A 23,525-nucleotide genomic window follows, 5' to 3' on the forward strand; every position below is an offset into this window, starting at 1 on the left:
TTCCCTCGCATTGACCTTAGGCGGTTGCCGTCCTACAAGAAGCTGACTAATCTGTCAGAAAATTCAACCCATGCTGCCTACCCCTGCGCTCAGCGAACGCTATCGTGACTTCCCAAGCGTCATCGGCGCGCAGTGGCGCCAGAGCTTCGTCCTCGTCCTCAACCGGTGTTCGATCTGCACATCGAATCCTCGACGCTGTCGAACAACAGGTTCGGCAATAGGCCAAGGCCCTCCGTCGACAGTTGATCAATGAACCTTGAACCAGAGCTTTCCATGTCCCGCGATACGCTTGACCGCATGACCCCGACGACGCCCAAACGCGCCGCAGAGCTTGAGCATTTGCTGATCGACGCCGAAACCGACGATGAGCAGACCCAGCAGGCCCCTCCATTGCTGCGCAAACCCTGGCTGTTACTGCTCGGGTTGATCCTGGTGGCGCTGAACCTGCGTCCGGCGCTGTCGAGCATGGCCCCATTGCTTAGTGAAGTTTCAAAAAGCCTTGGTTTGTCGGCTGCCCAGGCCGGCTTGCTGACGACGCTGCCAGTGCTTTGCCTGGGCCTGTTCGCACCGCTGGCGCCGGTGCTGGCGCGGCGCTTTGGAGCTGAGCGGGTGGTGTTGGGAATCTTGCTGGCCCTGGCCGGTGGGATCATTTTGCGCAGTTCTTTCGGCCAGATCGGCTTGTTTGCTGGCAGCATCCTGGCCGGTGCGAGCATTGGTGTGATCGGTGTACTGTTGCCGGGCATCGTCAAGCGTGACTTCGCCAAACACGCCGGCGCCATGACCGGCGTCTACACCATGGCGCTGTGCCTGGGGGCGGCGATGGCGGCCGGGGCCACCGTGCCGTTGAGCGAGCATCTGAATCACAGCTGGGCGATGGGCCTGGGTTTCTGGGTGGTGCCGGCGCTGCTGGCCGCCGTGTTCTGGCTGCCGCAAGTGGGCCAGAAACACGGTGCTCATCAGGTGGCATATCGGGTTCGCGGTTTGCTGCGTGACCCGTTGGCCTGGCAGGTGACGTTGTACATGGGGTTGCAGTCGTCCCTGGCCTACATCGTGTTCGGGTGGCTGCCGTCGATCCTCATTGGCCGTGGCCTGACGCCGACCCAGGCCGGGCTGGTGTTGTCCGGCTCGGTCATCGTGCAACTGATCAGTTCCCTGGCGGCGCCCTGGCTGGCGACTCGGGGCAAGGATCAACGCCTGGCCATTGTGATCGTCATGGTCATGACTCTGGGCGGGCTGTTTGGATGCCTCTATGCGCCCATTGAAGGTTTGTGGGGTTGGGCGATCCTGCTGGGGCTTGGGCAGGGAGCAACGTTCAGCCTGGCGCTGACGCTGATCGTGCTGCGCTCGCGGGACGCCCATGTGGCCGCGAATCTTTCCAGCATGGCCCAGGGGTTCGGCTACACCTTGGCGTCCATGGGGCCGTTCGCGGTCGGGGTGGTCCACGACTGGACCGGCGGCTGGAGTGCTCTGGGTTGGATCTTCGGTGTGATTGGCCTGGGCGCGATCATCGCGGGCATCGGGGCCGGCCGGGCGCTATACGTTGGGGTCAGCAGCGAAAGAGTCAGTGATCTTCGCTGATGTTATTTTCATGGCGAATGACGATAGTGTTCCTCGCCAGAGCAGATTATCGTGCAGCTCTACTGAAGATTTTTGGAGCTTGTCCATGAGTGATGCCCACAACGCCTTGATCACCCGCTTCTACCAGGCCTTCCAGCGTCTGGATGCCGACGCCATGAGCGCCTGCTACACCGACGACGTGGTGTTCAGCGACCCGGCGTTCGGTGAACTGCGCGGGCGCGATGCCGGCGACATGTGGCGCATGCTCACCACTCGGGCCAAGGATTTTTCCCTGACCTTCGATAACGTGCGCAGCGATGAGCGTACCGGCGGTGCCCACTGGGTGGCGACTTACCTGTTCAGTCAGACCGGCAACACGGTGGTCAATGACATTCAGGCACGGTTCGTGTTTCGCGACGGCAAGATTTGCGAGCACCATGACAGTTTTGATCTGTGGCGCTGGTCCCGCCAGGCATTGGGCACCAAGGGCCTGCTGCTGGGTTGGACGCCGCTGGTGCGCAATGCCGTCAGAGCCCAGGCCCTCAAGGGGCTACGGGCGTTTCAGGCCAGTCGCTGATAAGATTGCGGCTTGTTTTCTACACGTCTGCTGAACATCCTGTGACGACCGCCAACCCATCCTCCGACCTGCCAGGGCAAGCTGCAGCCGAACCGGGCAAACCCTGGTTCGTCTACCTGGTGCGGGCCGCCAACGGTTCGCTGTACTGCGGCATCAGTGATGACCCGGTTCGGCGTTTCGCCAAGCATCAAAGCGGCAAGGGCGCGCGTTTTTTCCTTTCCAGCCCGGCGGTGGCGTTGGTGTACACCGAAGCCTGTCGCGACAAGGGCGAAGCCCTGCGCCAGGAGCGATTGATCAAGAAACTCAAGAAAAGCGCCAAGGAGTGCCTGGTGGCGAGCGCATCGATGTTCCATCAACCGCGCTGATACGGCTTCATCAGAAGGGTAGGCTGTCGGGCCCTGGCACGCTAAGCTGCGGGACTTCCTCCCCGCAGTGGCGAACCTCATGTCAGAGCTGATTCTTCATCATTACCCGACGTCTCCCTTCGCCGAGAAAGCCCGCTTGTTACTGGGTTTCAAGGGCCTGTCCTGGCGTTCGGTGCATATCCCGCCAATGATGCCCAAGCCCGACCTGACGGCACTGACGGGCGGCTACCGCAAGACCCCGGTATTGCAGATCGGCGCGGATATCTATTGCGACACGGCGCTGATCGCCCGTCGGTTAGAGCAGGAAAAAGCTTCGCCGGCGCTGTTTCCCGAAGGCCGGGAGATGATTGCAGCGTCTTTTGCCGCATGGGCCGATTCGGTGGTGTTTCAACATGCGGTAAGCCTGGTGTTTCAGCCGGAGTCGGTGGCGGTGCGTTTCGCCAAGTTGCCGCCTGAAGTCATCAAGACGTTTATCAGCGATCGGGCCGGGCTGTTCAGTGGCGGTACGACCAAGCATCTGTCTGCCGAACAGGCCAAGCACCAATGGCCCACGATCATGGCGCGTCTTGAGCAACAGTTGCAGCGCGAGGAGGGTGACTTTCTGTTGGGCGATCCATCGATTGCCGACTTCGCCATGGCTCACCCTCTGTGGTTTCTCAAAGGCACTGCGGTGACTTCGCCGCTGGTAGACACCTACCCGGCGATCTCGGCATGGTTGGCGCGAGTGCTGGGTTTTGGCCATGGCGCGTCGAACGCGATGAGTTCCGAAGAGGCTTTGGAAGTGGCTCGCAACGCTGCGCCGGCAGCGCTGCCGGATGAGTCATTCGAGGAACCGAACGGGTTCACGAAAGGGCAGCCGGTGACGATTGCCGCAACCGATTATGGCGTCGACCCGGTGGCCGGAGAGTTGTTGTTTGCCGGTCGTGAAGAGCTGATCCTGCGTCGCGAAGACGCGCTTGGCGGGGTGGTGCATGTGCACTTTCCACGGCTGGGTTTTCAATTATCAACCTGATAAGAAGGTCAGGCGCTCGATTAAAGTCGATCTGTCGCCCGGAGCAGGCAATTCCGGGCGATTATTCCAGAAGCGATCACCCGATATTACAACTCGCATTGAACCAGGTGTGGCGCATTGGGAGGAATAAGGCCTTGCAGGTCGAAGATCGTTGTGGCGCGGCGGATTGCATCGCTCGTGCTGCTCCCGTTGAAAACGGTGGTGGTCTGTATGACGGTTTGGTTCGGTGGCAGGAAGAGTTGGCAGGTGTATTGCGCGGCAGAGGCGGAACCGGCGTAGATCGCAATGAAAGACAACACCAGGGCGCGGTGGGTGATTTTTATAACGCGGTTTCGGGCTGGGTAGTGCTGTATCGCGTTCATTTTATATGCTCCGTCTGTTCAGGCGTTCTCGCAAGAGGTTCGGCTCAGCGACGGCTTCGGCTGAGGGGGCATATAAAAAATGAACGCTATTTCAGGCATTGATACTGTAGGAGTTGACAGTCCCGACTAATGGGCGCTTACCGTCTACCCAGGGCTGGCGCTCTGACTGGACCACCGCCATCGCGAGCAAGCTCGCTCCCACCCTGGGTTTGCAGTGGTAACAGGATTGGCGTCCGCCACGAATCCCTGTGGGAGCGAGCCTGCTCGCGATGAGGCCATCAGATCCAGCATCATCGCTAGCGGACAAACCTATTTCGCGGACAGTGCCTCGAGGATGTTCTGCGGCTCAAAACCACGAATCAGCGTGCCATTTACATCCAGAATCGGGATCCCGCGCCCGCCCAGCGCCTCATAGGCCTTGCGCGCCTGAGCGTCTTTCTCGATATCGAACTCGCGATAGGGCACGCCTTTTTCATCCAGGAACCGTCGGGTCGCCTTGCAGTAACCGCACCAGTCGGTGGCATACAGCACGACCCGGGCATTGGCCCGGATCTGTTCAGGCAGCATCTGCGAGGGGGTGAGTACCCGCTCGATCTTGCCCCAGTTCTGGTATGCCACAACCACCAGCAAAATCAGCAGAAACTTCTTCAGAACCTTTGCGAGCATCAGTTACGGCGCTTGAGCTGATCGGTCAGCGCCGTGGGCAGGCCCTTGATGATCAGCGTGCCGGCTTCTTCGTCATATTCGATCTTGGAGCCCAGCAGGTGGGCTTCAAAACTGATGGACAAGCCTTCGGCGCGGCCGGTGAAGCGGCGGAACTGGTTGAGGGTGCGTTTATCCGCCGGAATCTCCGGCGACAACCCGTAGTCTTTGTTGCGAATGTGGTCGTAGAAGGCTTTCGGGCGATCTTCGTCGATCAGTTCGGACAGCTCTTCCAGGCCCATCGGCTCGCCGAGCTTGGCCTGGCTGCTGGCGTAATCCACCAGGGTCTTGGTTTTCTCCCGGGCGTCGTCTTCGGGCAGGTCTTCGCTTTCGACGAAATCACTGAAGGCCTTGAGCAGGGTGCGGGTTTCGCCGGGGCCGTCGACGCCTTCCTGGCAGCCGATGAAGTCGCGGAAATATTCCGAGACCTTCTTGCCGTTCTTGCCCTTGATGAACGAGATGTACTGCCTGGACTGTTTGTTGTTCTGCCATTCCGACACATTGATCCGCGCTGCCAGGTGCAGTTGGCCCAGATCAAGGTGACGGGACGGGGTCACGTCCAGCTCGTCGGTGACCGCCACGCCTTCGCTGTGGTGCAGCAGGGCGATCGCCAGGTAATCGGTCATGCCCTGTTGATAATGGGCAAACAGCACGTGGCCGCCCACCGAGAGGTTGGACTCTTCCATCAGCTTTTGCAGGTGTTCCACCGCTACGCGACTGAATGCGGTGAAGTCCTTGCCGCCGTCGAGATACTCCTTCAGCCAGCCGCTGAACGGGTGCGCCCCGGACTCGGCATGGAAGAAGCCCCAGGCCTTGCCTTGTTTGGCGTTGTAGCTCTCGTTGAGGTCGGCGAGCATGTTCTCGATGGCCGTGGACTCGCTCAACTCGGAGTCACGGGCATGGAGCACGGCGGGCGTGCCGTCGGGTTTTTTGTCGATCAGGTGGACGATGCAATGACGGATCGGCATGGATTTCTCGGCTGATGAAAGAGAGGAGGGCGCGCTCCCCCAAAAAGGCCCAGTGTACCGCAATCACTGGTTTTGGAACCCTGCAAAGCCCCTTTCAGACCCGTCCGACACGCCATATGCATTTTTTTACCGTTTTCGCGCAAGAAAGCTGACCAAATGGGTAGCTAGAGGCGGATATTTCACAGGCGTTGTGCTAGTTTTGCCCGGTCTTACGCGAAGTCACTGCGTTAAGCGTGCATTCAGCATTTGTCAGGTCGAACCAAACCCGGTTTTCGGCATCTATTACCCCGATCCGTCGTGGTGATTACCGAGGGTGTCTGATCCTCTGAGATCGGGCTCGATGGCTGACACTGCACTCTGCAATCCATATGAATTTGATAGGGAAGGAACACTACATGGCTCTTACTAAAGACCAACTGATCGCTGACATCGCTGAAGCTATCGACGCGCCTAAAACCACCGCGCGTAACGCTTTGGACCAACTGGGTCAGATCGTTGCCGATCAGCTGGAAAATGGCGGCGAAATCACCTTGCCAGGCATCGGCAAGCTGAAAGTCACCGAGCGTCCTGCCCGCACCGGCCGCAACCCTTCGACTGGCGCAGCCATCGAAATCGCTGCCAAGAAAGTTGTTAAGTTCGTTCCAGCCAAAGCGCTGACCGACGGCATCAACAAGTAAGATCGCGTTTAAAAGAAAACCGTGCTGCGGAGTGATCCGGGCACGGTTTTTTATTGCCTTGGAAAAAGTGGTCTGTGGTCAGGGCATTTGTGGCAGCAAGGCCTTGCTCCCACTCAGCCCTTGCGAACCCAACGCGACTGGCGCCACGCCTGCTGCTGTGCCTCGGTCTGGAAGGTCCAGGCCACAAAGCGGCTCTGCTTCTGCCCCTGGGACATTTCCACCACCTGGCTGTGCAGCGCCCCGGCCTTTTTCAAGGCGGTTTGAATCGCCGGTAGATTCGACGCCTTTGACACCAGCGTGCTGAACCACAGCACCTGGCTGGCCACCTGTGCGCTCTCGCCGATCAGTTGCGTCACAAACCGGGCCTCTCCGCCCTCGCACCACAACTCCGCCGCCTGACCGCCAAAATTCAGCACCGGCAGCTTGCGCTTCGGGTCGGCCTTGCCCAGCGCACGCCATTTGCGCTGGCTGCCCTTGGTGGCTTCCTCCAGGGAGGCGTGGAAGGGTGGGTTGCACATTGTCAGGTCGAACCGCTCGGCCTCTTCCAGCAAACCCAACAGGATCTGCTTGCGGTTGGCTTGCTGGCGCAGTTGGATGGCTTTGTTCAGCCCGTTGGACTGGACAATGGCTTTGGCCGAGGCAATGGCCGTCGGATCGATTTCCGAACCGAGGAAATGCCAGCGGTAATCGCTGTAGCCGATCAGCGGGTACACGCAGTTGGCCCCCGTGCCGATGTCCAGCACCTTCACCGCCGCCCCGCGTGGAATCGTTCCTTCGTTGTGACTGGCCAGTAAATCAGCGAGGAAATGCACGTAGTCCGCACGTCCTGGCACCGGAGGGCACAGGTAGTCGGCCGGAATGTCCCAATGGGCGATGCCGTAGAAGGACTTGAGCAGCGCCCGGTTGAACACCCGTACGGCTTCCGGGCTGGCGAAATCGATGCTTTCCTTGCCATAGGGGTTGATGATCACGAACTTCGCCAATTCGGGCGTGGACTTGATCAATGCCGGGAAGTCGTAATGACCCTGGTGGCGATTGCGTGGGTGCAGGGTGGCCTTCTCCCGCGGCACTTTGGCCTCCGTGGCGGGTTTGGGCTTGGAACGTGCTGGCTTGGGCGTGCGAGGGGCGGTCATGTGCGGGTCGATTCGGGGAGGGTTCAAAAAGTGGCGGGCATTGTCCCACATCCTGCCCCTGCGAACCCAACTGCAACGATCGGCGCGATCTACTGTGGGAGCGAGCCTGCTCGCGATAGCGGTGGGTCAGCTTGCACCAATGTTGAATGTACCGCCGTCATCGCGAGCAGGCTCGCTCCCACAGGGGGCAAGCGTGTTCACTAGAAAGTACCAGGCATAAAAAAGGAGGTCCATCAGGACCTCCTTCTTCATTGCAAATCCCCGTTACAGGCTGGAGATCCGCGCATGTTGCTCGGCCAGCTTGCCCAAGGCCTGTTCAGCCTCGGCCAGTTTGGCGCGTTCCTTCTCGATGACTTCGGCCGGTGCCTTGTCAACGAAACCGGCGTTGGACAACTTGCCGCCGACGCGCTGGACTTCGCCCTTCAAACGCAGGATTTCCTTATCCAGGCGCGCCAGTTCGGCAGCCTTGTCGATCAGGCCGGCCATCGGCACCAGCACTTCCATCTCGCCAACCAAGGCGGTGGCGGACAGCGGTGCTTCTTCGCCAGCGGCCAGGACGGTCACCGATTCGAGCTTGGCCAGTTTCTTGAGCAGTGCTTCGTTCTCGTGGAGGCGGCGCAGGTCTTCGGCGCTGGCATTGTTCAGGAACAGGTTCAGCGGTTTGCCCGGGCCGATGTTCATTTCGGCGCGGATGTTACGCAGGCCCAACATGAAGGTCTTGAGCCATTCAATGTCGTCTTCGGCGGCCGGGTCGATGCGGGTTTCGTTGGCCACCGGCCACGGTTGCAGCATGATCGTCTTGCCTTGGGCGCCCGCCAGCGGAGCGACACGCTGCCAGATTTCCTCAGTGATGAACGGCATGAACGGATGCGCCAGGCGCAGGGCGACTTCCAGCACGCGCACCAGGGTGCGGCGGGTGCCGCGCTGGCGTTCGACCGGGGCGTTTTCGTCCCACAGCACTGGTTTGGACAGTTCCAGGTACCAGTCGCAGTACTGGTTCCAGATGAACTCGTACAACGCTTGTGCCGCCAGGTCGAAACGGAACTGATCGAGCTGGCGGGTCACTTCGGCTTCGGTGCGTTGCAGCTGGGAAATAATCCAGCGATCAGCCAGGGTCAGCTCAAAGGCTTCGCCGTTCTGGCCGCAGTCTTCGCCTTTGTCCAGTACGTAGCGCGCGGCGTTCCAGATCTTGTTGCAGAAGTTGCGATAACCCTCAACGCGGCCCATGTCGAACTTGATGTCACGACCGGTAGACGCCAGCGAGCAGAAGGTGAAGCGCAGGGCGTCGGTGCCGTAGCTGGCGATGCCGTCGGCGAATTCTTCGCGGGTGGCCTTCTCGATCTTCTTCGCCAGTTTTGGCTGCATCAGGCCCGAAGTGCGTTTCTGCACCAGGGTTTCCAGATCGATGCCGTCGATGATGTCCAGCGGGTCCAGGACGTTGCCCTTGGACTTGGACATCTTCTGGCCCTGGCCATCGCGCACCAGGCCGTGCACGTAGACGGTCTTGAATGGGACTTGTGGCGTGCCGTCTTCGTTTTTCACCAGGTGCATGGTCAGCATGATCATCCGGGCGACCCAGAAGAAAATGATGTCGAAGCCGGTGACCAGTACGTCGGTGGAGTGGAATTTCTTCAGGAACTCGGTCTGCTGCGGCCAGCCCAGGGTGGAGAAGGTCCACAGGCCCGAGCTGAACCAGGTATCGAGTACGTCGTTGTCCTGTTGCAGAGCTACGTCCGGACCGAGGTTGTGCTTGGCGCGGACTTCGGCTTCATCGCGGCCGACGTAGACTTTGCCTGACTCGTCGTACCAGGCCGGGATGCGGTGGCCCCACCACAGTTGGCGACTGATGCACCAGTCTTGGATGTCACGCATCCACGAGAAGTACATGTTTTCGTATTGCTTGGGCACGAACTGGATGCGGCCATCTTCTACCGCAGCGATCGCAGGCTCGGCCAGCGGTTTGGTGGACACGTACCACTGATCGGTCAGCCACGGCTCGATAATGGTGCCGGAGCGGTCGCCTTTCGGCACTTTCAGGCCGTGATCATCGACGCTGACCAGCAGGCCGGCTGCGTCGAATGCCGCGACGATCTGCTTGCGCGCTTCAAAGCGGTCCAGGCCGGCGTATTCGGCCGGGATCTGGCCGTCGACGCTTTCGTTCAGCGTGCCGTCGAGGTTGAACACCTGGGCCGCCGGCAACACGTTGGCGTTCTTGTCGAAGATGTTCAGCAGCGGCAGGTTGTGGCGCTTGCCGACTTCGTAGTCGTTGAAATCGTGGGCCGGGGTGATTTTCACGCAACCGGTGCCGAATTCGGGGTCGCAGTAATCGTCGCCGATGATCGGAATGCGCCGGCCAACCAGGGGCAGCTCGACGAACTTGCCAATCAGGGCTTGGTAGCGCTCATCGTTCGGGTTTACCGCAACGGCGGAGTCACCCAGCATGGTTTCCGGGCGCGTGGTGGCGACGATCAGGTAATCCTTGCCTTCGGCGGTCTTGGCGCCGTCGGCCAGCGGGTACTTCAGGTTCCACAGGAAGCCTTTCTCGTCGTGGTTCTCCACTTCGAGGTCGGAAATGGCCGTATGCAACTTGGTGTCCCAGTTGACCAGGCGCTTGCCGCGATAGATCAGCCCGTCTTCATGCAGGCGCACGAAGGCTTCTTTCACCGCTTCCGAGAGACCGTCGTCCATGGTGAAACGTTCGCGGCTCCAGTCCACGGACGAGCCCAGGCGACGGATCTGGCGGCTGATGTTGCCACCGGACTCGTCTTTCCATTCCCAGACTTTCTCGAGGAATTTCTCGCGTCCCAGGTCATGGCGGTTCTGGCCCTGGGCTTCGAGGCGACGTTCCACCAGCATCTGCGTGGCGATGCCAGCGTGGTCGGTGCCCGGCTGCCAAAGGGTGTTGCGGCCTTGCATACGGCGGAAACGGATCAGGGCATCCATGATCGCGTTGTTGAAACCGTGGCCCATGTGCAGGCTGCCGGTGACGTTCGGCGGCGGGATCATGATGGTGTAGGAATCGCCCGCGCCTTGCGGAGCGAAATAATTCTCGGACTCCCAGGTGTTGTACCAGGAAGTTTCAATGGCGTGCGGCTGGTAGGTCTTATCCATGCGCGGCGGGACCCTATTGGCATTTATTCAGGAAAAGCCGGGAAGTATAGCGGGCGGGGGAGATGCAAGCCACACGCAGCAAGCGAGAAGCCGGACACGGTTGAACCCTGTGGGAGCGAGCCTGCTCGCGATGAGGCCAGCAGATTCAACATCAATGGGGACTGACAGTCCGTTATCGCGAGCAGGCTCGCTCCCACAGGATGTTCACAATGAGGCAGAGGGCGTTATTCGTACTGACTCAGCAATCGCTCCATCCGCGCATCCAGCCGGCGCTTGATCTCGGTCTCGATGTGCGGAGCGAAGTCGTCGATGACGTCTTGCATGATCAATTGTGCGGCGGCGCGCAGTTCGCTTTCCAGGTGCAACAGCGCATCGGGGCCTTTGGCCTCGGCCTTGGGCGCCGGCTTGGGTTCGGGCTGGCCGTTGATCGGCTCGAACAGCAGTGGAATCTGCTCGTCATGCTCGGGCTCGTGCTCCACCGTATCGGTCAACAGCGGTGGTTGCAGGTTGTCGTCGCCGAGCAGTTGGCGGATCGACTCGAGGTCGTCCAGCAGGTGCGTGGGCTTTTGTGGCGGTTTTGGAGTGTCCATCGTGGGCTCAGAGTCGCTGTAAACGGTGGTCTTGCAGAGGATAGCCCTGTTCGCGGTAGAAACGGAAACTCTCCCGCGCGGCTTGCCGGATGCCCGGGTCTTCCACCACCACTTCCGCCACACGGGCGAAGCGCTGGGCAAAAGGCGGCACTTTCAGGTCAAGGTTGACCAGCAAGTCCTGGTGCTGACCGCAGTCATCTCCCAGCCCGAGCACGATCAATCCTTCGGGTTCGTTTTCGGCCGGGCCATGGGGTACGAAGCTCTCGCCCTTGAAGGCCCACAGACGTGCATCGAGGTCATCGCGCTGGGCGGCATCGCTGCAATGCAGGTAGATGCGGTGGCCCATGCGCCAGGCCTTTTCGGTGAGCTTGCAGGCGAAATCCAGCCGCGCCGCCGGATCGGCGCTGGGCAGGATGTAGAAATCGACTTTGGTCATTGCAGTTCCTGAGCCGCCATTGGCGCCGCCCGAAGGCGACGCCAACGCCGGTCATCGGTGTCAGGCCTTGGCGCGGTCCAGCAGGTATTGGGTCAGCAGGGGAACCGGCCGGCCGGTGGCGCCCTTGTCCTTGCCGCCGCTGGTCCAGGCTGTGCCGGCGATGTCCAGGTGCGCCCAGTTCAGGTTCTTGGTGAAGCGCGAGAGGAAGCACGCCGCGGTGATCGTCCCGGCTTTCGGGCCGCCGATGTTGGCGATGTCGGCGAACGGGCTGTCCAGCTGCTCCTGGTATTCGTCGAACAGCGGCAATTGCCAGGCGCGGTCGTCGGCTTGCTGGCCGGCGCTGAGCAGTTGGCCGATCAGCTCGTCGTTGTTGCCCAGCAGGCCCGAGGTGTGGGCGCCGAGGGCGACGACGCAGGCGCCGGTCAGGGTGGCGATGTCGATCACCGCTTGCGGCTTGAAGCGTTCGGAGTAGGTGAGGGCGTCACACAGCACCAGGCGGCCTTCGGCGTCGGTGTTGAGGATTTCCACGGTCTGGCCGCTCATGGTGGTGACGATGTCGCCTGGACGCGAGGCGTTACCGCTGGGCATGTTCTCGGCGCAGGCCAGGATGCACACCAGGTTGATCGGCAGTTGCAGTTCGAGCACGGCGCGCAGGGTGCCGAACACGCTCGCGGCGCCGCCCATGTCGTACTTCATTTCATCCATGCCGGCGCCCGGCTTGAGGCTGATGCCGCCGGTGTCGAAGGTGATGCCCTTGCCGACCAGTGCGTACGGCTTCTCGGACTTCTTGCCACCGTTGTATTGCATGACGATCAGGCGTGGCGGCTGTGCGCTGCCCTGGCCGACGGAATAGAACGAGCCCATGCCCAGGTCTTTGATTTTCTTTTCGTCGAAGACTTCGACTTTCAGGCCCTTGAATTCCTTGCCCAACGCCTTGGCCTGTTCACCCATGAACGTCGGGTGGCAGATGTTCGGTGGCAGATTGCCCAGGTCGCGGGTGAAGGCCATGCCGTTGGCGATCGCTGTGGCGTGGGTCACGGCACGCTGAACTTCAGCCTGGGCAGCCTTGATGGTCAGCAGGGTGATTTTTTTCAGGGCGCGGGGTTCGGCTTTCTGGCTCTTGAACTGGTCGAACTGGTATTCGCCGTCCACCAGGGTTTCAGCCAGCAGGCGGTTTTTGCCGTAGCTGTCGCGACCCTTGACCACCAACTCGTCCAGCGCCAGGACGGCATCAGCGCCACCCAGACCCTTGAGGGTGCCCAACACGCCGGCGATGATTTTGCGGAACGGACGGTCGCCCAGTTCGGCGTCCTTGCCCACGCCCACCAGCAGCACGCGCTCGGCCTTGAGGTTGGGCAGGTTGTGCAGCAACAGGCTCTGGCCGACTTTGCCAGCCAGGTCGCCGCGCTTGAGCACAGCGCTGATGGCACCGCCGCTCAGGCTGTCGAGTTGGGTGGCGACGACGCCGAGCTGGCGGTTTTCACCGACGGCAACCACCAGCGTGGCGGTTTTCAACGTTTCTGGGCTGACGCTTTTTACAACCAGTTCCATGTCCGGATCCCTGAATGAATGGTCAAGATGCCAGGCGCCGACACAATGGCGCGCTGAGCGAGCTTCTTCTATATAAGAGAAGCGCCGGTGCTTGCCGGCGACAAAGGCCGCAGTTTGAACCCCGGCGCCAGGGCCTGACAACCCCACCGACAGCGCTAAATTGTGGCTTTAAGCACCGGGTTAAAGCGTGCGAAGTGACAGGCGCCCCCAATCACAGGATAATGCGGCTCTTTTTTCGGCGGCGCGCTGTGGCGGGCCGGCTCGATACGTTTGCTTGTTTGGCCGCCTTAGGGTTTGTATGAAAAGTCGCCGAGCGGCGATCAGGCAAGGCGAAAACAGGCGAGGAAGCGGAGTTGACTGGTTGTCAATGAGCATTCCGAGCCTGTTTTCAACGCAGCATGATCATCGCGCAGGCACTTTTCGTACAAATCCTAGCCTGACAGCCCTGGAGTGTCTGGTGTGATCGTCTTCCGTTATCTATCCCGCGAAGTCCTGCTGACCCTGAGCGCCGTCAGCGCCGTGCTGCTGGTCATCATCATGAGCGGGCGCTTCATTAAATACCTCGCCCAGGCGGCCTCCGGCGCGCTGGATCCAGGCTCGCTGTTCCTGATCATGGGGTTCCGCCTGCCGGGCTTTTTGCAATTGATCCTGCCGCTGGGGTTGTTCCTGGGTATTCTGCTGGCCTACGGCCGGTTGTACCTGGACAGCGAAATGACCGTGCTGTCGGCCACCGGCATGAGCCAGCAACGCCTGTTTCGCATGACCCTCTTCCCGGCCACTCTGGTGGCGCTGGTTGTGGCCTGGCTGAGTCTTAGCCTGGCGCCCCAGGGAGCCAACCAGTTCCAGATGCTGATCAACCAGCAGGACGCCCTGACCGAGTTCGACACCTTGGTGCCCGGGCGCTTCCAGGCCCTGCGCGACGGGACTCGCGTCACCTATACCGAAGAACTCTCGGAAGACCGGGTCGACCTGGGCGGCGTCTTCATTACGCAAAAGAACGTGTCTTCCGACACCAAGAAGGACCGCGGCATTTCGGTGCTGGTGGCTGAGAAGGGGCGTCAGGAAATCAACCCCGACGGCAACCGCTACCTGATCCTGGAAAACGGCTACCGCTACGACGGCAAGCCGGGGCAGGCCGATTACCGGGCCATCAAGTACGACACCTATGGCGTATTGCTGCCCAAGCCCGAGGTCAGCGACGAAGTCACCGACCGCGATGCCATGCCCACCTCCAGCTTGCTGGGCAACAACGACATTCGGGCGCGCACTGAATTGCAATGGCGCCTTTCGCTGCCGCTGCTGGTATTCATCGTGACCCTCATGGCGGTCCCGCTGGCGCGAGTCAATCCGCGCCAGGGCCGTTTCCTCAAGCTGCTACCGGCGATTCTTCTGTATATGGCTTACCTGACCATCCTGATTTCCGCCCGTAGCGCGCTGGAGAAAGGCAAGATCCCGCCCGCGCTGGGCCTTTGGTGGGTGCATTCGATCTTCCTGGCGATTGGCCTCGGGTTGCTCTACTGGGAACCACTGCGCCTGAAGCTGGCCAGTCGTCGCAGCGCGCTGGAGGTGGCCCGTGGTTAAACTCGATCGGTACATCGGCAGCAGTGTGTTCATGGCGATTCTCGCGGTGCTGGGGATCATTCTTGGCCTGGCGACCCTGTTCGCCTTCATCGATGAAATGGGTGATGTCAGCGACACCTATACCTTGATGGACGTGTTGAGCTACGTATTGCTGACCGCCCCGCGGCGGCTCTACGACATGTTGCCGATGGCGGCGCTGATCGGTTGCCTGATCGGCCTGGGCAGCCTGGCAAGTAACAGCGAGCTGACCATCATGCGCGCCGCCGGTGTTTCCGTTGGTCGGATCGTCTGGGCCGTGATGAAACCGATGCTGGTGCTGATGCTGGTGGGTTTGCTGGTCGGCGAATACGTTGCCCCGGCCACCGAAAACACCGCTCAGGCCAACCGTTCCCTGGCCCAGGGTGGTGGCGACGCACAAAGCGCCAAGCACGGCCTGTGGCACCGCCAGGGTGACGAGTTCATCCACATCAACTCGGTCCAGCCCAACGGTGTCCTGTATGGCGTGACCCGCTACCGTTTCGACGACCAGCGGCACATGCTGTCGTCGAGCTTCGCCAAGCGCGCCAAGTTTGTTGAAGATCACTGGCAGCTCAATGATGTCACCACCACGTTGTTCCATGACAAGCGCACTGAAGTGGTCGCCGCGCCGCAAGAGCGTTGGGACGTGGCGCTGAGCCCGCAGTTGCTCAGCACTGTGGTGATGGCGCCGGACTCCCTGTCGATTACCGGTTTGTGGGGGTATATCCACTATCTGGCGGATCAGGGCTTGAACAACGGTCGCTACTGGCTGGCTTTTTGGGTCAAGGTGTTGCAGCCGCTGGTCACCGCAGCCTTGGTGCTGATGGCGATTTCCTTCATCTTCGGCCCGCTGCGTTCGGTGACCCTCGGTCAGCGTGTGTTTACCGGTGTGCTGGTGGGCTTCACCTTCCGTATTGCTCAGGATTTGCTGGGGCCGTCGAGCCTGGTATTCGGTTTCTCGCCGCTGTTTGCGGTGCTGGTGCCGGCCGGTGTCTGTGCGTTGGCCGGGTTCTGGCTGTTGCGCCGGGCCGGTTGATCAGCGCACCGATGGCGAGGGGGCTGCGGGGGCAAGGCTGTGTGGGAGCAAAGCTTGCTCCCACTTGCGCGGTGTATCAGGTACAATTCCCGGCTATTTTTCGGCGGGCCATGCCTGCAGCCTTTTTGAGTGTTGATCCGTGAGTGATTTGAGTCATATCCGCAATTTCTCCATCATCGCCCACATTGACCATGGTAAGTCGACGCTGGCTGATCGCTTCATCCAGATGTGCGGCGGCCTGGCCGAGCGTGAAATGGAAGCCCAGGTCCTGGATTCCATGGATCTGGAGCGTGAGCGCGGGATCACCATCAAGGCCCACAGCGTTACGCTCTACTACAAGGCCCGCGACGGCATTACCTATCAGCTGAACTTCATTGATACCCCGGGCCACGTCGACTTCACCTATGAAGTCAGCCGGTCGCTGGCGGCCTGTGAAGGTGCATTGCTGGTGGTCGATGCCGGCCAGGGCGTCGAGGCGCAATCGGTTGCCAACTGCTACACGGCCATCGAGCAGGGCCTGGAAGTCATGCCGGTGCTGAACAAGATCGACCTGCCCCAGGCCGATCCGGACCGCGTGAAGGAAGAAATCGAGAAAATCATCGGCATCGATGCCACCGACGCGGTCACTTGCAGCGCCAAGACCGGCCTGGGCGTGGACGAAGTGCTCGAGCGCCTGGTGACCACCATTCCTGCGCCGACCGGCAATATCGAAGATCCGCTGCAAGCGTTGATCATCGATTCCTGGTTCGACAACTACCTGGGCGTCGTCTCCCTGGTTCGCGTGCGCCACGGCCGCGTCAAGAAGGGTGACAAGATCCTGGTCAAATCCACCGGCAAGATCCACCTGGTGGACAGCGTCGGTGTCTTCAACCCGAAACACACCGCCACCGTTGATCTGAAGGCCGGTGAAGTGGGTTTCATCATCGCCGGCATCAAGGACATTCACGGTGCACCGGTCGGTGACACCCTGACCCTGAGCTCCACCCCCGACGTCGATGTGCTGCCCGGCTTCAAGCGTATCCAGCCTCAGGTCTACGCCGGCCTGTTCCCGGTCAGCTCCGACGACTTCGAGGATTTCCGCGAAGCCCTGCAAAAGCTGACCCTGAACGACTCGTCCCTGCAATACACCCCGGAAAGCTCCGACGCCCTGGGCTTTGGCTTCCGTTGCGGATTCCTGGGCATGCTGCACATGGAGATCATCCAGGAGCGCCTGGAGCGCGAGTACGACCTGGACCTGATCACCACGGCGCCGACGGTAATTTTCGAGCTGCTGCTCAAGAACGGCGAAACCATCTACGTCGACAACCCGTCCAAGTTGCCGGACCTGTCGGCCATCGAGGATATGCGCGAGCCGATCGTGCGGGCCAACATCCTTGTGCCGCAGGAGCATCTGGGCAACGTCATTACCCTGTGCATCGAAAAGCGTGGCGTGCAGCACGACATGCTGTTCCTCGGTACCCAGGTCCAGGTGACCTACGACCTGCCGATGAACGAAGTGGTGCTGGACTTCTTTGATCGCCTGAAATCCACCAGTCGCGGCTATGCTTCGCTGGACTATCATTTCGATCGTTACCAATCGGCTAATCTGGTGAAGCTGGATGTGCTGATCAACGGTGAGAAAGTCGATGCCCTGGCATTGATCGTGCACCGTGACAACGCGCACTACAAAGGTCGTGCATTGACCGAGAAGATGAAGGAACTGATTCCGCGGCAGATGTTCGATGTGGCAATCCAGGCCGCCATTGGTGGGCAGATTGTGGCGCGTACAACCGTCAAGGCGCTCAGAAAGAACGTATTGGCCAAATGCTATGGCGGCGACGTCAGCCGTAAGCGCAAGCTGTTGGAAAAGCAGAAGGCCGGTAAAAAACGCATGAAGCAGGTTGGTAACGTGGAAATTCCACAGGAAGCCTTCCTTGCGGTGCTCAGGTTGGATAGTTAGGTCCTATGTCGCTAAATTTCCCGCTGTTGCTGGTTATCGCCGTGTTCGTCTGCGGCCTGTTGGCGTTGCTTGATCTGTTGTTCCTGGCGCCGCGGCGCCGGGCTGCCATCGCCTCCTATCAGGGCAGCGTCAGCCAGCCTGATGGGGTGGTGGTCGAAAAGCTCAACAAGGAACCGCTGCTGGTCGAATACGGCAAGTCGTTCTTTCCGGTGTTGTTCATCGTACTGGTGCTGCGCTCGTTCCTGGTGGAACCGTTCCAGATCCCGTCCGGCTCAATGAAGCCGACCCTGGATGTGGGCGACTTCATCCTGGTGAACAAGTTCTCCTACGGGATCCGCCTGCCGGTGATCGACAAGAAGGTCATCGAAATCGGTGACCCGCAACGCGGCGATGTCATGGTGTTCCGTTTTCCGAGCGATCCGAACGTCAACTACATCAAGCGTGTGGTCGGCTTGCCGGGAGACAAGATTCGCTACAGCGCCGACAAGCGCCTGTTCGTCAACGGCGAACTGGTGGCCGAACGGTTGATCGGCTCCGAGCCGGGCACACTGGGCAGCGCCGAGCTCTACCAGGAAAAGCTCGGCGAGGCCGAACACCTTATCCGCAAGGAAATGAGCCGTTACCGCGCCGCACCGGACCATTCGTGGACCGTGCCGGCCGGGCACTATTTCATGATGGGCGACAACCGCGACAACTCCAACGACAGCCGGTACTGGGATGATCCGAACATTCCCAAGGACATGCTGGGCATGGTCCCCGACCGTAATATCGTCGGTAAGGCCTTTGCGGTCTGGATGAGCTGGCCGGAACCCAAACTCAGTCACCTGCCGAATTTCTCGCGGGTTGGCCTGATCAAGTAATCACACACGGCGCTGTTGAACACAGCGCCGAATGCATTTCTGGAGCCTGCACAAGGTTGCCCGAAGGCATGAAGCCAACGATAGTCAGGACGTCATTTTTGAACACAGCGTTAATTGTCCCAAGCCAACGGCGCTTCGCGGCCGTGGTGGTGGAATCCAGCCACGAACTCAGCGTGGGTAAACCGTGAGCGTTTCTCTAAGCCGTCTCGAGCGTCAGCTCGGCTACACTTTCAAGGATCAGGAGCTGATGCTTCTGGCTCTCACTCACCGCAGTTTTGCCGGGCGCAACAACGAACGCCTGGAATTTCTGGGTGATGCCATCCTCAACTTCGTGGCTGGCGAGGCATTGTTCGAACGCTTCCCGCTGGCTCGGGAAGGCCAGTTGTCGCGTTTGCGCGCGCGCCTGGTCAAAGGTGAGACCCTGGCCGTGCTGGCCCGCGGTTTCGACCTGGGTGAGTACCTGCGCCTGGGCTCCGGTGAATTGAAGAGCGGCGGTTTCCGTCGTGAGTCGATTCTGGCCGATGCCCTGGAAGCGCTGATTGGCGCGATCTACCTGGACGCCGGCATGGAAATGGCGCGCGAGCGCGTGCTGGCCTGGCTGACCTCCGAGATCGACAGCCTGACGCTGGTGGATACCAACAAGGACCCGAAAACCCGTTTGCAGGAATTCCTGCAATCGCGCAGTTGCGAGTTGCCGCGTTACGAAGTGGTGGATATCCAGGGCGAGCCGCATTGCCGAACCTTCTTCGTCGAATGCGAAGTGGTCTTATTGAATGAAAAAAGCCGGGGTCAGGGTGTGAGTCGTCGTATTGCCGAACAGGTAGCGGCCGCCGCAGCACTGATTGCCCTGGGCGTGGAGAATGGCAATGACTGATACAACCGTCACCCGCTGCGGCTATGTCGCCATTGTCGGCCGGCCGAACGTGGGCAAGTCCACGCTGCTCAATCACATCCTGGGCCAGAAGCTGGCGATCACTTCGCGCAAGCCCCAGACCACCCGCCACAACATGCTGGGTATCAAGACCGAAGGCGCCGTACAGGCGATCTACGTTGATACCCCCGGCATGCACAAAGGTGGCGAAAAAGCGCTGAACCGCTACATGAACAAGACTGCTTCGGCGGCGCTGAAAGACGTCGATGTGGTGATCTTCGTGGTTGATCGCACCAAGTGGACCGAAGAAGACCAGATGGTTCTCGAACGCGTCCAGTACGTGACAGGTCCCTTGATCGTGGCGCTGAACAAGACCGACCGCATCGAAGACAAGGCCGAATTGATGCCGCACCTGAGCTGGTTGCAGGAGCAATTGCCCAAGGCCCAGATCATGCCCATTTCGGCCCAGCACGGCCACAATCTCGATGCGCTGGAGCGAGTGATCGCCGAGCACCTGCCGGAAAACGATCACTTCTTTCCCGAAGACCAGATCACCGACCGCAGCAGCCGCTTCCTGGCCGCCGAACTGGTGCGCGAGAAAATCATGCGCCAATTGGGCGCAGAGCTGCCGTACCAGATCACCGTGGAAATCGAAGAGTTCAAGCAGCAGGGCAAGACCCTGCACATCCATGCGCTGATCCTCGTCGAACGCGACGGCCAGAAAAAAATCATCATTGGCGACAAGGGCGAGCGTATCAAGCGCATCGGCACCGAAGCGCGCAAGGACATGGAGCTGTTGTTCGACTCCAAGATCATGCTCAACCTGTGGGTCAAGGTGAAGGGTGGTTGGTCCGATGATGAGCGGGCGCTGCGGTCGTTGGGTTACGGCGACCTGTAAAGCTCTTCCTGAGTGCATGAATTTCCATTGTGGGAGCGAGCCTGCTCGCGATAGCGGTCTGTCAGTCAACATTCCTGTTGAATATCAGTCCCTCATCGCGAGCAGGCTCGCTCCCACAGTGGTTTGTGGTTGTCAGTAATACTGCGTTTACTCATTGAGAGCTGCGATCCCATGCCGCCAACCCAACCCACCGCCCAACCCGCCTACGTCCTGCATTCGCGCGCCTACCGCGAAAGCAGCGCCTTGGTGGACTTTCTTACGCCCCAGGGGCGACTGCGGGCGGTGTTGCGGAGCGCGCGTGGCAAGGCCGGAACGCTGGCGCGGCCGTTCGTGCCGCTGGAAGTGGAATTCCGGGGGCGGGGCGAGTTGAAGAACGTCGGGCGCATGGAAAGTAACGGTGTTGCGGCCTGGCTTAACGGCGAGGCGTTGTTCAGCGGCCTTTATCTCAACGAGCTGCTGATCCGCCTGCTGCCCGCCGAAGACCCCCATCCCGCAGTGTTCGATCACTATGCCGCCACACTGTTGGCCCTGGCCGAAGGTCGCCCTCTGGAACCGCTGTTGCGTTCCTTCGAGTGGCGGCTACTGGACGATCTGGGCTACGGTTTTGCCCTGAACACCGATCTGCATGGCGAGCCCATCGCAGCGGACGGTCTGTATCGGCTGCAGGTGGATGCCGGCCTGGAACAGGTCTACCTGCTGCAACCCGGGTTGTTCAATGGCACCGAACTTCTGGCCATGGCCGAGGCCGACTGGAGTGCGCCGGGCGCGCTCTCGGCGGCCAAGCGTCTGATGCGCCAGGCCCTGGCGGTTCATTTGGGCGGTCGGCCGCTGGTCAGTCGCGAGCTGTTTCGCAAGCCTTGATCAACCCGTATGCTGTGGGCCGAATCTCTGTCCATCTCAGGAGCGCTTTTCGTGAGCACCAGCAATCGCATTCTTCTCGGCGTGAACATCGACCATGTCGCCACCCTGCGCCAAGCCCGTGGTACCCGCTACCCGGACCCGGTCAAGGCCGCGCTGGATGCTGAAGAGGCAGGCGCCGACGGCATCACCGTGCACCTGCGTGAAGACCGCCGTCACATCCAGGAGCGCGACGTACTGCTGCTCAAGGACGTGCTGCAAACGCGCATGAATTTCGAAATGGGCGTGACCGAAGAAATGATGGTGTTTGCCGAACGCATCCGCCCCGCGCACATTTGCCTGGTGCCCGAGACACGTCAGGAGCTGACCACCGAAGGCGGCCTGGACGTAGCGGGGCAGGAAGCACGGATCAGGGCGGCGGTGGAGCGTTTGTCGAAGATCGGCGCAGAGGTGTCGCTGTTCATCGACGCCGACGAGCGGCAGATCGAAGCCTCCAGGCGCGTCGGTGCCCCGGCCATCGAACTGCACACTGGCCGTTATGCCGATGCGCAAACGCCCACCGAGGTGGCTGAAGAGCTGCAGCGGGTAGCCGATGGCGTTGCCTTCGGCCTGGCCCAGGGCCTGATTGTGAATGCCGGCCATGGCTTGCATTACCACAACGTCGAGGCCGTCGCGGCCATCAAGGGCATCAACGAACTGAACATTGGCCATGCGCTGGTGGCCCATGCATTGTTTGTCGGGTTCAAGTCGGCGGTGGCTGAAATGAAAGCGCTGATCCTGGCAGCCGCCAAAGTTTGATGCATACGCAGGGCCCATGTGGGAGCGAGCCTGCTCGCGATAGCGGTCTGACATTCACCATTGATGTCGACTGACACACCGCTATCGCGAGCAGGCTCGCTCCCACAAGGGGGCCTCAGTGTATTGGGGATTCAGAGCGGCGGGGTTTCCGGATTTGGCTTGCTCTTGTCGACGCCCGGCACGTGCAGGTTGCCCTCGGCCACCTGGTCGCCTTCGAGCTGCGGCTGTGTGACCCAGGTCAGGATGTCGTAGTAGCGGCGGATGTTTGCCACGAAATGCACCGGTTCACCGCCCCGGGCGTAGCCGTAGCGGGTTTTGCTGTACCACTTCTTCTGGGAAAGGCGCGGCAGGATCTTCTTCACATCCAGCCACTTGTTCGGGTTCAACCCTTCCTTGGCCGCCAGTTTGCGAGCGTCATCCAGGTGACCGCCACCCACGTTGTAGGCGGCGAGGGCGAACCAGGTGCGGTCCGGCTCCTCGATGCTGTCGTCCAGCAGGCCCTTTATATAAGCCAGGTACTTGGCGCCTCCCATGATGCTCTGCTTGGGATCCAGGCGATTGGACACGCCCATGGCCTGGGCGGTGTTCTGGGTCAGCATCATCAGGCCGCGCACACCAGTCTTGGACGTGACTGTCGGCTGCCACAGTGATTCCTGGTAGCCGATGGCCGCCAGCAGGCGCCAGTCGACTTTTTCGGCCTTGGCGTAGTTCTTGAAATGCTTCTCGTACTTGGGCAGACGCTGCTGCAAATGCTGGGCGAAGGTGTAGGCGCCGACATAACCCAGGACATCAACGTGCCCGTAGTAGCGATCCTTCAGGCGTTGCAGGGTGCCATTCTTCTGCACCTTGTCCAGGTAGGCGTTGATTTCGTTGAGCAGGCTGTTGTCTTCGCCGGGGGCCACGGCCCAGCTCTGGTTGCTGGCATCGCCCAGGTCGAAAGCGACCCGCACGTTGGGGAAGTACACCTGGTTCATTGCCACTTCGTTGGAATCCACCAGCGTCAGGTCGATCTGGCCTTCATCCACCATGCGCAACAGGTCGACGACTTCTACCGCGTCGGACTCTTCGTATTCGATGCCGGGATATTTCTGTTTCAACTGCGCCAATTGTTCGGCGTGGGTGCTGCCCTTAAGCACCATGATCTTCTTGCCCGCCAGGGCGGCCGGGTCGGTGGGGCGTGATTGGCCGTTGCGGTAGATGATTTGTGGGGTGACTTCGAGGTAGGAGTGGGAAAATCGCACCTGACTCTTGCGTTTTTCGCTGCTGACCAGGCCGGCGGCAGCCAGTACCGGGCCGTTGGGCTTGCCCAGCTGGGTGAAAAGGTCATCAAGGTTGTCGGCGGTCTCGATTTTCAGCTCCACCCCCAAATCGTCGGCGAAACGCTTCACCAGCTCGTATTCGAAGCCGGTTTCACCATTACGATCCTGGAAGTAGGTGGCGGGGCTGTTTCGGGTAACCACCCGCAGCACGCCATCCTCCTTCACGCGCTCCAGTGTGTTGGGTTTCTCAACACAACCACTGAGCACCAGGAAGAGTCCGGTTGCGATCAGCCACTTGGCGTACCGCGGACGCAAAGCCGTTGGGGAAAACATCTGCGCAGTATACGCAAACGGCCCCGACCGCCA

Annotated in this window: 22 protein-coding genes; 13 read left to right on the forward strand and 9 right to left on the reverse strand. The window is 60.5% G+C overall.

The window, feature by feature from the left end; genetic code table 11:
• The first annotated feature begins 249 nt into the window (after nt 1–249).
• From PSEUDOMOFG3G_RS03400 to PSEUDOMOFG3G_RS03415, 4 genes are all read left to right on the forward strand, one after another.
• Nucleotides 250–1,578 (forward strand): CynX/NimT family MFS transporter, encoded by a 1,329-nt coding sequence (locus PSEUDOMOFG3G_RS03400; RefSeq protein ID WP_107321922.1) that lies wholly within the window; start codon nt 250–252, stop codon nt 1,576–1,578.
• An 85-nt stretch (nt 1,579–1,663) separates the two neighbouring features.
• A complete protein-coding gene (locus tag PSEUDOMOFG3G_RS03405) occupies nt 1,664–2,134 on the forward strand; it encodes a nuclear transport factor 2 family protein (protein ID WP_047228866.1) in 471 nt (156 codons plus the stop codon).
• A gap of 41 nt (nt 2,135–2,175) precedes the next feature.
• Entirely contained in the window at nt 2,176–2,499 is a 324-nt protein-coding gene (locus tag PSEUDOMOFG3G_RS03410) for a GIY-YIG nuclease family protein (protein WP_076383632.1), read from the forward strand.
• A 79-nt stretch (nt 2,500–2,578) separates the two neighbouring features.
• Complete coding sequence (locus PSEUDOMOFG3G_RS03415; RefSeq protein WP_139049207.1) at nt 2,579–3,511, forward strand: glutathione S-transferase family protein; 933 nt, start codon at nt 2,579–2,581, stop codon at nt 3,509–3,511.
• An 86-nt stretch (nt 3,512–3,597) separates the two neighbouring features.
• Here the strand turns inward: PSEUDOMOFG3G_RS03415 and PSEUDOMOFG3G_RS03420 are convergent, their stop codons facing one another.
• The 3 genes from PSEUDOMOFG3G_RS03420 to yejK form a co-directional block, all read right to left on the reverse strand.
• Entirely contained in the window at nt 3,598–3,873 is a 276-nt protein-coding gene (locus PSEUDOMOFG3G_RS03420) for a hypothetical protein (protein WP_139049208.1), read from the reverse strand.
• Between the two features lie 309 nt (nt 3,874–4,182).
• Nucleotides 4,183–4,539 (reverse strand): glutaredoxin family protein, encoded by a 357-nt coding sequence (locus tag PSEUDOMOFG3G_RS03425; RefSeq protein WP_139049209.1) that lies wholly within the window; start codon nt 4,537–4,539, stop codon nt 4,183–4,185.
• On the reverse strand, nt 4,539–5,543 hold the full coding sequence (yejK, locus tag PSEUDOMOFG3G_RS03430; RefSeq protein ID WP_139049210.1) for a nucleoid-associated protein YejK: 1,005 nt from the start codon (nt 5,541–5,543) through the stop codon (nt 4,539–4,541). The genes PSEUDOMOFG3G_RS03425 and yejK overlap by 1 nt, the downstream gene beginning before the upstream one ends.
• A gap of 395 nt (nt 5,544–5,938) precedes the next feature.
• Here yejK and PSEUDOMOFG3G_RS03435 point away from each other — a divergent pair, with 395 nt between their 5' ends.
• On the forward strand, nt 5,939–6,220 hold the full coding sequence (locus tag PSEUDOMOFG3G_RS03435; RefSeq protein ID WP_047228872.1) for an HU family DNA-binding protein: 282 nt from the start codon (nt 5,939–5,941) through the stop codon (nt 6,218–6,220).
• A gap of 113 nt (nt 6,221–6,333) precedes the next feature.
• Here the strand turns inward: PSEUDOMOFG3G_RS03435 and rlmF are convergent, their stop codons facing one another.
• The 5 genes from rlmF to PSEUDOMOFG3G_RS03460 form a co-directional block, all read right to left on the reverse strand.
• Nucleotides 6,334–7,353, reverse strand: coding sequence for a 23S rRNA (adenine(1618)-N(6))-methyltransferase RlmF (gene rlmF / locus PSEUDOMOFG3G_RS03440; protein WP_139049211.1), 1,020 nt, complete (start codon nt 7,351–7,353; stop codon nt 6,334–6,336).
• 264 nt (nt 7,354–7,617) lie between these two features.
• On the reverse strand, nt 7,618–10,464 hold the full coding sequence (locus PSEUDOMOFG3G_RS03445; RefSeq protein ID WP_139049213.1) for a valine--tRNA ligase: 2,847 nt from the start codon (nt 10,462–10,464) through the stop codon (nt 7,618–7,620).
• A 224-nt stretch (nt 10,465–10,688) separates the two neighbouring features.
• On the reverse strand, nt 10,689–11,054 hold the full coding sequence (locus PSEUDOMOFG3G_RS03450; RefSeq protein WP_047228875.1) for a hypothetical protein: 366 nt from the start codon (nt 11,052–11,054) through the stop codon (nt 10,689–10,691).
• A gap of 7 nt (nt 11,055–11,061) precedes the next feature.
• On the reverse strand, nt 11,062–11,490 hold the full coding sequence (locus PSEUDOMOFG3G_RS03455; protein ID WP_139049214.1) for a DNA polymerase III subunit chi: 429 nt from the start codon (nt 11,488–11,490) through the stop codon (nt 11,062–11,064).
• A gap of 60 nt (nt 11,491–11,550) precedes the next feature.
• Nucleotides 11,551–13,041 carry a leucyl aminopeptidase gene (locus PSEUDOMOFG3G_RS03460; RefSeq protein ID WP_047228877.1) on the reverse strand — a complete coding sequence of 497 codons (1,491 nt, stop codon included), beginning with the start codon at nt 13,039–13,041 and terminating at the stop codon, nt 11,551–11,553.
• 459 nt (nt 13,042–13,500) lie between these two features.
• Here PSEUDOMOFG3G_RS03460 and lptF point away from each other — a divergent pair, with 459 nt between their 5' ends.
• The 8 genes from lptF (at nt 13,501) to pdxJ (ending at nt 21,900) form a co-directional block, all read left to right on the forward strand.
• Complete coding sequence (gene lptF, locus PSEUDOMOFG3G_RS03465) at nt 13,501–14,622, forward strand: LPS export ABC transporter permease LptF (RefSeq protein ID WP_047228878.1); 1,122 nt, start codon at nt 13,501–13,503, stop codon at nt 14,620–14,622.
• Nucleotides 14,615–15,676, forward strand: coding sequence for an LPS export ABC transporter permease LptG (lptG, locus tag PSEUDOMOFG3G_RS03470; RefSeq protein ID WP_139049215.1), 1,062 nt, complete (start codon nt 14,615–14,617; stop codon nt 15,674–15,676). Before lptF ends, lptG begins: the two co-directional genes overlap by 8 nt.
• A gap of 139 nt (nt 15,677–15,815) precedes the next feature.
• The gene (lepA, locus tag PSEUDOMOFG3G_RS03475) at nt 15,816–17,615 is read left to right on the forward strand and encodes a translation elongation factor 4 (RefSeq protein ID WP_047228880.1); all 1,800 of its coding nucleotides are present in this window, start codon (nt 15,816–15,818) and stop codon (nt 17,613–17,615) included.
• Nucleotides 17,616–17,620: 5 nt separating this feature from the next.
• Nucleotides 17,621–18,475: a signal peptidase I gene (lepB, locus tag PSEUDOMOFG3G_RS03480; RefSeq protein ID WP_047228881.1), complete on the forward strand. Its 855-nt coding sequence runs from the start codon at nt 17,621–17,623 to the stop codon at nt 18,473–18,475.
• Between the two features lie 184 nt (nt 18,476–18,659).
• Nucleotides 18,660–19,349 (forward strand): ribonuclease III, encoded by a 690-nt coding sequence (gene rnc / locus PSEUDOMOFG3G_RS03485; RefSeq protein WP_047228882.1) that lies wholly within the window; start codon nt 18,660–18,662, stop codon nt 19,347–19,349.
• The gene (gene era / locus PSEUDOMOFG3G_RS03490) at nt 19,342–20,244 is read left to right on the forward strand and encodes a GTPase Era (RefSeq protein WP_139049216.1); all 903 of its coding nucleotides are present in this window, start codon (nt 19,342–19,344) and stop codon (nt 20,242–20,244) included. The genes rnc and era overlap by 8 nt, the downstream gene beginning before the upstream one ends.
• A 171-nt stretch (nt 20,245–20,415) precedes the next feature.
• A complete protein-coding gene (gene recO, locus PSEUDOMOFG3G_RS03495; protein WP_047228884.1) occupies nt 20,416–21,105 on the forward strand; it encodes a DNA repair protein RecO in 690 nt (229 codons plus the stop codon).
• Nucleotides 21,106–21,114: 9 nt separating this feature from the next.
• Nucleotides 21,115–21,900, forward strand: a complete 786-nt coding sequence (pdxJ, locus tag PSEUDOMOFG3G_RS03500) for a pyridoxine 5'-phosphate synthase (protein WP_218575751.1) — start codon at nt 21,115–21,117, stop codon at nt 21,898–21,900.
• A 131-nt stretch (nt 21,901–22,031) separates the two neighbouring features.
• Here pdxJ and mltF read toward each other — a convergent pair whose 3' ends face one another.
• Complete coding sequence (gene mltF / locus PSEUDOMOFG3G_RS03505) at nt 22,032–23,492, reverse strand: membrane-bound lytic murein transglycosylase MltF (protein WP_139049217.1); 1,461 nt, start codon at nt 23,490–23,492, stop codon at nt 22,032–22,034.
• Between the last annotated feature and the right edge of the window lie 33 nt (nt 23,493–23,525).

Source organism: Pseudomonas sp. FG-3G (assembly GCF_901007645.1).
Taxonomy (GTDB): domain Bacteria; phylum Pseudomonadota; class Gammaproteobacteria; order Pseudomonadales; family Pseudomonadaceae; genus Aquipseudomonas; species Aquipseudomonas rhizophila.